Genomic DNA, 11534 nt, shown 5'->3' on the forward strand with positions numbered 1-11534 from the left:
GGCCGATCCATCACCCTATGGGATGTTCGGGTGCTATGGCCTGGCCTTCCACCATCGTGCCGCCCCTGCCATGCACTCCCCCGGAGCCCGCTGGCGCGAGCTGTTCCCCCAGCCCTGCGCTCTGATCGGGGTCGTTCACCTGGGCCCCCTGCCCGGTTCGCCCGGCTGGTCTGGGGATCTGGGGGCTGTGGAGGCAGCAGCCCTTGCCGATGTCGAGGCCTACGTCGCCGGTGGCGCCGATGGCCTGATCGTGGAGAACTTTGGGGATGTGCCCTTCTGGCGGGGATCGGTGCCTCCCGAAACGGTGGCGGCCATGACCCGGATGGCCCTCGCGGTCGTGCGGGCCACGGCCCTTCCGGTGGGCATCAATGTGCTGCGCAACGACGCCCTGGCCGCCCTGGCGATCGCCCAGGCCAGTGGCGCCCGTTTCCTGAGGGTGAATGTTCTCAGTGGTGCCGCGGTCACCGATCAGGGGCTGATCGAGGGGGTGGCTGCCGAGCTCCTGCGCCGGCGCCGGCTGCTGGGGGCTGACTCGGTGCGGATCCTGGCGGATGTGCTGGTCAAGCACGGCGCCCCTCTGGCTCCACTGTCGATGGCCGAGGCGGTGAGCGATGTGCTCGAGCGGGGCGGGGCCGATGGGGTGATCGTCTCAGGCACGGGCACAGGCAGGCCCACGGATCCCGCCGATGTCGAGCAGGCCAGGGCGGCCGCGGCCGGCGCTCCGGTGTTGATCGGCAGCGGGGCCACTCCTTTGTCGCTGCAAAGGCTCACAGCCGGCTGTGATGGTGTGATCGTCGGCACGGCCCTGAAGCGCCATGGCCAGATCGCCCAGCCCGTCGACCCGGAGCGGGTGCGAACCCTGCAACGGATGCTGCCACAATAGGCCCAGATTCAGCCCCTGCCGTGACCACCACCCGCTTGAGCAGTCGTCTGAGCAGCCGTCGACGTTCCGATCCCGGTTTGCGCTGGGTTCGGGTGGTGATGGCTGTTCTGGCCACCATCGGTGCGATCGACACCGGCGCGATCACCCTCAAGCGCTGGGGGCTGATCGGTCCGCTCAGCTGCCCCGGGGGCGCTGAAGGCTGTGACAAGGTGCTCAACAGCGTCTGGGGCAGTCTGTTCGGCCAGCCGCTCTCGCTGTTCGGCTTCCTCGCTTACACCACGGTGCTGGTGCTGGCCGTGCTGCCACTGGTTCTCAAGGGCGAGGCCCGCACGGCCATCGCGGAGCGCAGCTGGTGGGGGCTGTTCCTGCTCAGCGGCGGAATGGCGGTGTTCAGCCTGCTCCTGATGGGGCTGCTGGTGTTCAAGATCAAGGCCTTCTGTTTCTTCTGTGTGCTCTCGGCTGTGCTCAGCCTGAGCCTGTTCGTGCTCAGCCTGATCGGAGGCCAGTGGGACGACCGCGGCCAGCTGGTCTTCCGCGGCGTGCTGGTGGCCCTGCTGGTGGGTCTGGTGGGGCTGGGCTGGGCAGCCTCCGTCGATCGTCCTGCCGCCCTGAACACTCCCGGCATGCCCCCCCCCGTCACCTCCGTCAGCACCCCGTCCACCCTGGCCCTGGCTGAGCACCTCACCCAGTCCGGTGCAGTGATGTACAGCGCCTATTGGTGCCCCCACTGCCATGAGCAGAAGGAACTCTTCGGCAAGGAGGCCTCGGCGAATCTGAAGGTGATCGAGTGTGCCGCCGATGGGGTGAACAACCAGAAAGCGCTCTGCGACCGCAAGAACCTGGAGGGTTTCCCCACCTGGGAAATCAATGGCAAGCTCGATTCCGGGGTCAAATCCCTGGCCAGCCTGGCCGAGCTGAGCGGGTTCAAGGGCAAGCTCTGAGGCCAGGAGCCAGAGCCGTGGCCGGGGAGAAGGAGAAATCTGTCCTCAGCCTGAGCCTCCCTCGCGCAGCGGGCTGGTGTGGGTCGCCTCCCCTCGCCGCTGCAGCGAGTGTCGCCGCCAGAAGGGCTGCGGGGCTGGCCTGTCGGTGCGGTAATGGCCACCGCGGCTCTCGCGCCGGAACAGAGCCGCCTCCACCAGCAGATCCGCCAGGGTGAGCATCTGGCGCAGGTCGTGCAGGGGGCGCAGGAGTCCTCCGCCTCCCGACCCCAGGCTGAGTTGATCCCCCGGCTCGAGCTGCTCCAGAGCCTGAATCCAGGCCTGCCCTTCCAGCTCCTGCCGCTGGTGACGGATCACCTGCTGGGCCTCATGCAGCTCCCGCTCCCGGCGTTCGACCCCCGCCACCCGCCAGCAGAGCTGGCGCAGCCGCTCGCACTGCGCCAGCGGCCCGCTTCCCGGGGGGTGGTTCTGAACAAGAGGCTGCAGCTTTCCAGCGGTGTTGGTCGACCTGGGAGATCTGCGGGTGGGGGTTTCCTGCGCTGGGATGGACATCTGCCGCAGTTGTCCGGCGAAGACGAGGCATTCCATCAATGAATTGCTGGCCAGGCGATTGGCGCCATGCACGCCCGTGCAGGCCACTTCACCCACGGCGTACAGACCTGGAACGGTGGTGGCGGCCCTGAGGTCGGTGCTCACACCCCCCATCCAGTAATGGGCGGCCGGCGCCACCGGGATCGGAGCAGCGCTGGGCTCCAGACCCAGCTCGCGGCAGCGGCGCAGGATGGTTGGAAACTGATGGTTCAGCCGCTCCTGTCCCACCGGGCGGAGGTCGAGCCAGAGGTGGTCCACGCCCTGGGCCTGCATCGTTCGTACCAGGGCTCGGCTGACCTGGTCGCGTGGGGCGAGATCCCCGTTGGCCAGGCTGAGCACCGGACTGCGGCCATGGGCGTCGATCAGGCGGGCCCCTTCCCCCCGCACCGCTTCCGAGATCAGGAAGTGGGGGGCCCCCGGCAGCATCAGGGCCGTGGGGTGGAACTGGACGAATTCCAGGTCGCGGATGGCAGCTCCGGCTCTCCAGGCTATGGCCACCCCATCGCCGGTGGCCTGGGAGGGATTGGTGGTTTTCTCGAACAGGTGGCCACCGCCGCCGCTGGCCAGCACCACGGCTCCGGCGCGCAACCAGCGCACCTGGTCGTTCTCCAGCACCTGGAGGCCGAGGCAACGCCCCCGCTCGACCCAGATCTGAAGTGCCATCAGCCCCTTGCGCTGCTCAAGGCCCGGGCGACGCAACACCTCCCGCTCCAGCGCATCGACCAGAGCCCCTCCGGTGCGGTCCTGGGCGTGGAGGACCCGCCGATGGCTGTGGGCCGCCTCCAGGGTGGTGCTCAGTCCGCTGCCGTCACGGTCGAAGGCCATGCCCAGCCCCAGCAACCGTTCAACACAGGCCGGAGCCTGCTGAACGAGCAGAGCGACGGCCTCGGGGTCGCAGAGTCCTGCTCCCGCCCGCAGCGTGTCGTCCCGATGGCTTTCCAGACTGTCTTCGGCCCTGGTCACCGCAGCGATGCCCCCCTGAGCCCAGCGGCTGGCTGTGCGGGGTCCCCGCTCCTTGCTGAGCAGCAGCACCGACAGTTCGGCGGGCAGCTCCAGACAGGCCATCAGCCCGGCGGCCCCACCCCCGACCACCACCACATCCCAGCGCGAAGCCAGGGGTGGGTGGGGGCGGGGCGTCGAGGGCATGGGGCCACAAAAAAAGCCGCCGGAGACCGACGGCTTTCGGAGGGTCGAGACTTTAGGGGGTCAGCGGTAGACGCCTGGATTGATGCGGTCATCTCCCTCGTTCAGGGCGATCGAGGGTGGGGTCACCGTGAAGTTGTCCTTGTACTTGTCGAAGAGTTCCTTCTGCCGATCGGTCAGATCAAGGCCGAGCACGTCGTCGATTTCCTCGTAGGGACCACCGAGAACGATCTTGCCGGCCAGGGTGGGATACATCCCGGGAAACTGCTGGAAGCTGCGCACCGGGGAATTGTTCAGATCCACTTTCCCCTGGCGGGCCGCGATCTTCTCATCGGCCACATTGCGGAGTTCCTCCGCGTGGACAGCCGGAGGCAGGAGCAGGGACATCAGCAGGCCGGCCAGCAGCAAGCCGCTCATCATCCAGGCAACCAGCCGTTTCATTGCAATTCTCCGAGGTGTGGATCCGTGAGGATCGCCGGTGGATGGAGGCCTTGACTCGGACGCGATCCGAGCAGGGTCAGGGGCAACGCTACAGGTGAGTCAGCCGATCATCCCCAACCGCGCCAAGGCTTTTGCAGTTCTTTAATTCCGACCTTGCCGCTCCTGGCCAGGCCTGCTCAGACCAGTCCGCTGAGCTGGGGGCTGAACAGTGCGCAGATCAGGAACAGGCCATCCACCACCAGGGTGGTGAGCAGGGTGGCCGCGGCCAGGCGACCGCCCGGACCCGCACGGCTGATGCGGCGAGCGAGCAGCGTCAGGCCCGTTGCCGTGACCAGGACCAGAGCCAGGGGGGCTGGCCGCAGCACCTCAAGGGCGGCCTGGTGAAGCAGGGCCGGAGCCTCCAGCAGTGGAGCGCTCAACACCTGCGGCCAGAGCGTCATCACCCCGGTGAGGGCCATGGCCCCATCGGTGCAGGCGGTCCCCATCAGAGAAGCAAGGTAGAACAGGGCCGCGCTGCGCCAGCGGCCTTGCAGGCCGGCCAGGGCCAGTGGAAGGGCGAAGGCCTCGATCGGAAGATGCCAGGCCGGATGCAGACGGCACCAGCCCCAGAACAGGCAGCCGGCCAACCAGCTGCCACTGAAGCCCACCAGCAGCGGGCCGAAACAACGCCAGCGCTCGTTGCCCCGCAGCTCCAGCAGCAGCCCGGAGGCCAGGAGCACGGCTGTGAACAGCACGGCGCTCGAGGGGTGCAGACGGACCCAGGGCGCTTGCAGAAAGACCGGAACCACCACCAGGGCTGAGGCCACCCGTTGCAACAAGGCCTCCGCAGCTCCTGACCGAGGACCCTGCAGGGCCGAGCTCGACGGAGGCCAGGAGAGCACAAGAGTCCCGGTGACCAGGGCAGCTGTGGAAGGTCTGGCGTGGGCCCCGATCACCAGGTTCTGTAAAGAAAGGTATGCAACCTTAAGGGACGCTGGTGGCGGAGCCGCCGAGCGGGCGGACATAGGGTCACAGATTCCGCCGCGCCACCACGCGCATGGGCCCTGCCCTGTCCACCCCGGTTCCAGGTTTTCTGGAGGCCTGCTGGCATGCCCTGGTGCTCGGCATCGTGCAGGGCCTCACTGAATTCCTGCCGATCAGCAGCACAGCGCATCTCAAGGTGGTGCCAGTGCTGCTCGGCTGGGGCGATCCGGGGGTGGCTGTCACGGCGGTGATCCAGCTGGGCAGCATCGCGGCGGTGCTCGTCTACTTCCGCCAAGACCTGGCGGAGGTGCTGGCGGGCGTCAGCCGCGCTTTCCGGCAGGGCCAGTGGGGCGATCCCTCCGCCCGGCTGGGGCTGGCCATGGCCATCGGCACCCTGCCGATCGTCCTGGCGGGCCTGGCGATCAAAACCCTCTGGCCGGACTACGAGCAGTCAGCCCTGCGCGGAATAGTCTCGATCGCCCTGGTCTCTATCGTGATGGCCCTGCTCCTGGCCGCGGCTGAGCGGGTGGGTCGCCGCCGCAGGGATCTGCCCCAGGTGCGCCCGATCGACGGCCTGCTGGTGGGGATCGCCCAGGCCCTGGCGGTGATCCCTGGCGTGTCGCGCTCCGGGAGCACCCTCACCGCTTCACTCTTCGACGGCTGGCAGCGGGCGGCGGCGGCACGGTTCTCCTTTCTGCTCGGCATTCCGGCGATCACCCTGGCCGGACTGGTGGAACTGAAGTCGGCCTTCACCGAAGGCGCCAGCCTGGGTCCGGTTCCCCTGCTGATCGGCATTGCCTCGGCCGCCCTGGTCTCCTGGCTGGCGATCGCCTGGCTGCTGCGCTTCCTGCAGACGCACAGCACCTGGATCTTCGTGATCTACCGGTTGGTGTTCGGCCTTGTGCTGCTGCTCTGGGTCTGGCGGATGGGTCCGGCCGCCACCTGAGGCCTGCTGCCGCCCACACTGAGGGTCACTGCTTCCAGTCTCTTCCGTGTGGAACGAACCCTCCGCAGGCCTGCCTCTGGCCCCTGTGGATTCAGCCCGCCCGCCCCAGCCCGCCGTGGTGGCCACGGTGGAGCCTGGATCCATCGGGGAGGAGCTGGGGTTCCAGCCTGGTGACCGGCTGATCAGCATCAATGGTGAGCGGCCCCGCGATCTGATCGATCTTCAGGTGCTGGTGGGAGAGGAGGAACTGAGCCTGGAGGTGGAGGATCCCGATGGCACCCGCCACCACCTCGAGTTGGAGAAGGATCCCGATGACGGACTGGGGCTTGCCTTCACCGAGGCCCTCTTTGATGGGCTGCGCCAGTGCAACAACCACTGCGCCTTCTGTTTCATCGATCAGCAGCCCCCCGGGCGGCGCCAGAGCCTCTATGTCAAAGACGACGACTACCGCCTGAGCTTCCTTTACGGCTCCTACCTGACCCTCACCAACCTCACCCCCGCGGACTGGCAGCGGATCGAGCAGCAGCGGCTCTCCCCCCTGTTCGTCTCGGTTCATGCCACCGATCCCGAGCTGCGCCGGCGGCTGCTGGTGAACCCCCGTGCCGGCCTGTTGCTCGAGCAGCTGCGCTGGTTCGCCGAGCGCCGGCTGCAGATTCATGCCCAGGTGGTGGTCTGCCCGGGGGTGAATGACGGACCGGCTCTGGAGCGAACGCTTCTGGATCTGGCCCGCTTCGCCGCCGGCGACTGGCCGGCGGTCCTCTCCGCCGCCGTGGTGCCCGTGGGGCTGACCCGCTTCCGTCCCCCGGGGGATGGGCTGGTGCCGGTCGACCGTGCCTGCGCCCGGCGGGTGATCGCGCAGGTGGAGCCCCTGCAGGAGCGCTTTCATGCGGCCTTCGGCAGCCGTTTCGCCTGGCTCTCCGATGAGTGGTACCTGATGGCTGGTCAGCCTCTGCCGGAGCGCGAGAGCTATGAAGATCTGCCCCAGCAGGAGAATGGCGTCGGCAGCATTCGCGCTTTTCTCGAGGCTCTGGATGAGGCCACCAGCCGCCTGCCTCGCCGCCTTCCACGAGGGCCCCGACGACTCAGCTGGGTCGTCGGGGCCCTCGTGGCCGAGGCTCTCCAGCCGGTGGTCGATCGCCTCAATGCCGTTGAAGGCCTGAGCCTGAGGCTGTATGGGCTGCCCAGTCCCTACTGGGGGCAGGAGCAGGTGGTCACCGGCCTGCTCACAGGCTCCGATCTGCTGACCGGTCTGGAGGGCCATGACCTGGGGGAGCAGCTGCTGCTTCCCTCGGTGATGCTGCGGCAGGGCGAGCCGGTCTTTCTCGACGACCTCAGCCTGGAGGATCTCCAGCAGCGGTTGCCCGCTTCGATTCGCCTGGTGGAGGGGGCGGATGAATTCGTGGCCGCCTGCCTCGGCAGCCCGTCCACGGATCTTTAAGCTCGTCACTATTCATGGGTTCCGGTGTGCGTCGCTCCTTCCTTGCTTCGGCAGCCCTCGCGGGGATGGTGCTCGTCCCCGGCCTTCAGGGGGTGAGCCGGGCCCAGGAGTCCGCACCAGCGACTGCCCCTGCCGAGCCTGCTGAGATCCCTTCGGCTTCTTCGGTGCCGATTCCGCTGGCCCCGGACGTCAAGGGAAACCGGCCCAAGTCGGATCCCACCGTTCTGCCACCGGCGGCCACGGAACTCGAGCCTGATCTGCAGCCCCTGGCTTCTCCACCCTCCCTGGCCCTGCCCATCAGGCCGGCCCAGGTGAAGATCCAGCAACTGCGCCCTCTGGGTCTGCAGGAGGTGGAGACCCTGGCCGAGACCAACAACCCCAACCTCAAGGCGGTGGCCTCCCAGGTGGAACAGGCGAAATCCAACCTGCGGGCCCAGATTGCCTCCTGGTATCCCAACATCAACCTCTCCACCGGCAGCGCCTTCCCGGCCCTGACCAACAGCTATCGGTTTCGTTACAACGCCGATGCCACGGGCCCATTGGCCACGCCCGAGTCGCGCACGAGGGGCCAGATCCTCGGGGCCAACATGAACATCGGGATCAACTGGGATCTGATCAACCCCCAGCGGGTCCCGCAGATCTCAGCGGCCCGTGATCAGTTCGAGCAGGCCCAGAACCAATACCTGATCGCCCTGCGCGATCTGCGCCTTCAGGCGGCCCAGCAGTACTTCAGCCTTCAGCTTGCCGATGAAGGGGTGCGGATCGGCAAGGAATCCGTGCGCGCGTCACTGGTCAGCCTCAAGGATGCCAGGGCCCGTTTCCAGGCCGGGGTGTCCACCAAACTGGAGGTTCTCCAGGCGGAAACCCAGCTGGCCCGCGACCAGCAGTTGCTCACCAACTCCCTGGCCGAGCAGTCGGTGTCCCGTCGCGCTCTGGCCTCCCTGCTCGATCTTCCCCAGAATGTCACCCCCACCGCCAAGGAACCGGCGCGGGTGCTGGGCACCTGGATGCCTTCGCTGCAGGAGAGCATCGTGGCGGCCTATGCCTTCCGAGAGGAACTCGATCAGGTCATCCTGCAGATCTCGATTGCCAACAGCAATGCCAATGCGGCGATCGGCGCGGTGCAGCCCTTTCTGAGCATCGTCAACAACTTCGGCTGGGATCGCAGCAATGGGCAGACCGGTGTCCCGGTGGATCTGCCGATCAACATGGGCAGCTACACCTACGGGGTCGACAACAGCGTGGGCCTCAACCTCAGCTGGAACCTCTTCGACGGCGGCCGGGCCGCCGCCCAGTACCGCCAGCAGAAGCAGGCGGCTGAAGAAGAACGCTTCAACTTTGCCGACCGTCGCGATCAGATTCGCCTGGAGGTGGAATCCAGCTTCTACCAGTTGCTTCAGAACAACCGCGACATCACCACCACCTCCCGGGCGGTGATCTCGTCGCGGGAAGCCCTGCGGCTGGCTCGGCTGCGCTTCCAGGCGGGGGTCACCACCCAGCGGGAGGTGGTCGACAGCCAGAGGGACCTCACCCAGGCGGAGGTCAGCTACGCCCGCGCCGTGACCGACTACAACCGACGGCTGGCTGAGCTGAGGCGCCGCACCGGGATGGATCAGGTGGCCTTCTGCCAGCCCCCCAGCCTCCCTTCCAGCAAGCCCCAGCTCGATCCCACCACCCAGATTCCGATCGAGCCCCAACCTCTCTCCCCGGCCTGTCAATCTGAGGTGCGTGCGCCTGATGGGGCCGCGCCCCTCTCCCCTTAGGCCACTCAGGCGAGCAGGTCGAGCGGTTCGAAGGTCCGGATGGTGTCGTTGCCTGAATCATGCCCAGGACCATGGCCCTTCCCTCCTCCTCCCCCAGCCTCTCGATCGCCAGCACCGTGCGCTTGGGGCTGTTCCAGGGGAGCCTGGGTTTTCTGGCGGTGATCTTCGCCGGGATGCTCAATCGGGTGATGATCAGCGAACTGGGCTTCCCCGGTCTGCTGGTGGGGGGAGCCCTGGCCTTCGAGCAGTTCGTGGCGCCCTCAAGGATTCTCTTCGGCCAGCTCTCGGATACCCGCCCCCTGGCGGGGCGCCATCGCACCCCTTACATCTGGCTGGGAGCCGCGCTGTTCTGCGGGCTGGCGGTGCTGGTGGTGCCGGTGATCTTCCGGCTCGCGGCCGCCAGGGAGCTGGGCGACGCAGGCCCCATCGCCCTGGGCACGGCCCTGATGTGCGCCCTGTTCGCCGCCTATGGCCTGGCGGTTTCGATGGCCACCACCCCATACCTGGCTCTGGTGATCGATCGCACCCAGGAGCGTGAGCGCCCCCGGGCCGTGGGAATCATCTGGTGCATGCTCACCGTGGGCATCGTCGTGGGAGCGCTGGTGATCTCCCGCAGCCTGCAGGTGCTGGATGGCGTCAACGACCCGCAGGTGCTCGAAGCGGTGCTCTTCCGTTTCATGGTCAGGGCCGCCCTGGCAGTGATGGGCCTCACCCTGTTGGCAACCTGGGGCCTCGAACCTGCCGCACCGGCCGGGGCCAGGGCCGTCGGCGGATCCGCCAGCCCGGCGCGTGACGATGCGGTCACCCTGCCCCAGGCCTGGCGACTGATCACCTCCAGCCGCCAGGTGGCCGTTTTCTTCCTGTTCCTGGTGCTCTTCACCCTGGCCCTGTTCATCCAGGACCCGATCCTGGAGAGCTATGGCGCTGATGTGTTCGCCATGCCGATTGCCGCCACCGCCTCCCTGAATGCCTTCTGGGGGGTCGGCACCCTGCTCGGACTGGTGCTGGCAGGCTGGTGGATCGTGCCCAGGCTGGGGAAGTACGCCACCGCCCGTCTCGGTTGCCAGCTGATCCTGGCCTCGATGCTGCTGCTGATCCTCTGCGGCCTGGTCGGCCAGGTCGCCCCCCTGCAGGCCGTGCTTCTGCTGTTCGGCCTGGCCTCCGGCATCGGCACCAACAGCACCTTGTGCCTGATGCTGGATCTCACCCTGCCGGAAGCGGCGGGCACCTTCGTGGGCGTCTGGGGCCTGGCGCAGGCCTTCTCCCGTGCCACGGCGAAACTGATGGGAGGAGGATTGCTTGATCTGGGTCGTGCCATCATCCCCGGCCAGGGCCCCTACCTCCCCTATGCCTTGGTGCTGGGGATGGCCGCCTTGATTGCCTTGGCGGCCTTGCGGGTGCTGGACGCCGTCAACGTCCACCGCTTCCGCGACGATACGTCCAGGCAGCTGACCCAGGTCCTGACCACCGAACTCGGATGACCGCCACCTTCACCGCCATTCCATCCGAGGCACTGAGGCTCACGGAGCTGGTTGATGCCGTTGCCGAGCGTCAGCGCCGCGATTTCGGACACATGGCCTCGGAGGCCAAAGCCGATGGCAGCCTGATCACGGCCTGTGATCGCTGGAGTGACGAGACGCTTGTGCGGGGTCTCGAGCAGCTCTATCCCGGCGAGGGGGTCCTCAGTGAGGAGGGGCGCAAGCTGGTGCCCTCCACCTCCGCCTACTGGGTGGTGGACCCGCTTGATGGCACCACCAACTTCGCCGCCGGGATTCCCTATTGGGCGATTTCTCTGGCCCGCTTCGAGGGTGGTGTCCCTGTGCTGGCTGTACTCGACGTTCCACCCTTGCGGCAGCGGATCGTCGCGGTGCGAGGGAAGGGGGCCTGGCGCAATGGCAAGCCTCTCAGGCCACCGGCGAACGAGGCCCAGGCGGCGGGTTGCGCCTCTCTCTGCAGTCGCTCGATCGGCGTGCTGCAGAAGCTGCCCGATCGGCGCTTCCCCGGCAAGATCCGCCTGCTGGGGGTGGCCAGCCTCAACTTGGTGAGTGTGGCCATGGGGCAGACCGTGATGGCCCTGGAGGCCACGCCCAAGATCTGGGATCTGGCCGCGGCCTGGCTGGTCTTGAGCGAATTGCACTGTCCCCTGCGCTGGCTGGTGCGCAGCCCCGAGCACCTGCATCCCGGAGAAGACCATGGCAGCACCGATTTCCCTGTGCTCGCCGCCAGCAACTCCAAGGCCCTGGAGCGGTTCATGCCCTGGGCTGAGGCTCTGCTGAGCGACTGACCGAAGAGCCCGGCCATGGGTGTGGTATGTTTTTGGACTGCGCGTGAGCCGGAAGGCGATCGCTGCAGGGCTTGCAACAGAGGAGGAGGCGAGAGCCGATCGCCGGTGTTGTAAGTTTCCAAAGCGGATGGGAGACCACCCGCG

The 11534-nt window shown here is 67.4% G+C and carries 10 protein-coding genes; 7 read left to right on the top strand and 3 right to left on the bottom strand.

Annotated elements, in window-relative coordinates:
- The first annotated feature begins 70 nt into the window (after positions 1-70).
- Complete coding sequence (locus tag KQ297_RS10635; protein ID WP_259739396.1) at positions 71-883, top strand: BtpA/SgcQ family protein; 813 nt, start codon at positions 71-73, stop codon at positions 881-883.
- 20 nt (positions 884-903) lie between these two features.
- On the top strand, positions 904-1824 hold the full coding sequence (locus KQ297_RS10640) for a vitamin K epoxide reductase family protein (RefSeq protein WP_259739397.1): 921 nt from the start codon (positions 904-906) through the stop codon (positions 1822-1824).
- A 45-nt stretch (positions 1825-1869) separates the two neighbouring features.
- Here the strand turns inward: KQ297_RS10640 and nadB are convergent, their stop codons facing one another.
- The 3 genes from nadB to KQ297_RS10655 form a co-directional block, all read right to left on the bottom strand.
- Complete coding sequence (gene nadB, locus KQ297_RS10645; RefSeq protein WP_259739398.1) at positions 1870-3558, bottom strand: L-aspartate oxidase; 1689 nt, start codon at positions 3556-3558, stop codon at positions 1870-1872.
- Between the two features lie 60 nt (positions 3559-3618).
- Complete coding sequence (psbU, locus tag KQ297_RS10650; protein WP_185467071.1) at positions 3619-3996, bottom strand: photosystem II complex extrinsic protein PsbU; 378 nt, start codon at positions 3994-3996, stop codon at positions 3619-3621.
- A gap of 176 nt (positions 3997-4172) precedes the next feature.
- Positions 4173-4811, bottom strand: coding sequence for a DUF3120 domain-containing protein (locus tag KQ297_RS10655; RefSeq protein ID WP_259739405.1), 639 nt, complete (start codon positions 4809-4811; stop codon positions 4173-4175).
- Positions 4812-5032: 221 nt separating this feature from the next.
- On the opposite strand from KQ297_RS10655, the gene KQ297_RS10660 reads away from it, so the two are divergent.
- The 5 genes from KQ297_RS10660 (at position 5033) to KQ297_RS10680 (ending at position 11390) form a co-directional block, all read left to right on the top strand.
- Positions 5033-5905, top strand: coding sequence for an undecaprenyl-diphosphate phosphatase (locus tag KQ297_RS10660; RefSeq protein ID WP_185467072.1), 873 nt, complete (start codon positions 5033-5035; stop codon positions 5903-5905).
- A 46-nt stretch (positions 5906-5951) separates the two neighbouring features.
- Positions 5952-7343, top strand: a complete 1392-nt coding sequence (locus tag KQ297_RS10665) for a TIGR03279 family radical SAM protein (protein ID WP_259739399.1) — start codon at positions 5952-5954, stop codon at positions 7341-7343.
- Between the two features lie 65 nt (positions 7344-7408).
- Complete coding sequence (locus tag KQ297_RS10670) at positions 7409-9106, top strand: TolC family protein (protein WP_259739400.1); 1698 nt, start codon at positions 7409-7411, stop codon at positions 9104-9106.
- A 71-nt stretch (positions 9107-9177) separates the two neighbouring features.
- Entirely contained in the window at positions 9178-10587 is a 1410-nt protein-coding gene (locus KQ297_RS10675) for a BCD family MFS transporter (RefSeq protein ID WP_259739401.1), read from the top strand.
- Positions 10584-11390 (top strand): inositol monophosphatase family protein, encoded by an 807-nt coding sequence (locus tag KQ297_RS10680; RefSeq protein WP_259739402.1) that lies wholly within the window; start codon positions 10584-10586, stop codon positions 11388-11390. The genes KQ297_RS10675 and KQ297_RS10680 overlap by 4 nt, the downstream gene beginning before the upstream one ends.
- Positions 11391-11534: the final 144 nt, after the last annotated feature.

The organism is Synechococcus sp. CS-205 (assembly GCF_025128255.1).
Lineage (GTDB): Bacteria > Cyanobacteriota > Cyanobacteriia > PCC-6307 > Cyanobiaceae > Regnicoccus_A.

What these genes read in the sequence shown, in the direction of transcription:
- KQ297_RS10635 (WP_259739396.1), top strand. Translation starts at nt 71, where the DNA reads ATGCACTCCCCCGGAGCCCGCTGGCGCGAGCTGTTCCCCCAGCCCTGC.
- nadB (WP_259739398.1), bottom strand. Translation starts at nt 3,558, where the DNA reads ATGCCCTCGACGCCCCGCCCCCACCCACCCCTGGCTTCGCGCTGGGAT.
- psbU (WP_185467071.1), bottom strand. Translation starts at nt 3,996, where the DNA reads ATGAAACGGCTGGTTGCCTGGATGATGAGCGGCTTGCTGCTGGCCGGC.
- KQ297_RS10660 (WP_185467072.1), top strand. Translation starts at nt 5,033, where the DNA reads ATGGGCCCTGCCCTGTCCACCCCGGTTCCAGGTTTTCTGGAGGCCTGC.
- KQ297_RS10670 (WP_259739400.1), top strand. Translation starts at nt 7,409, where the DNA reads ATGGTGCTCGTCCCCGGCCTTCAGGGGGTGAGCCGGGCCCAGGAGTCC.
- KQ297_RS10675 (WP_259739401.1), top strand. Translation starts at nt 9,178, where the DNA reads ATGGCCCTTCCCTCCTCCTCCCCCAGCCTCTCGATCGCCAGCACCGTG.
- KQ297_RS10680 (WP_259739402.1), top strand. Translation starts at nt 10,584, where the DNA reads ATGACCGCCACCTTCACCGCCATTCCATCCGAGGCACTGAGGCTCACG.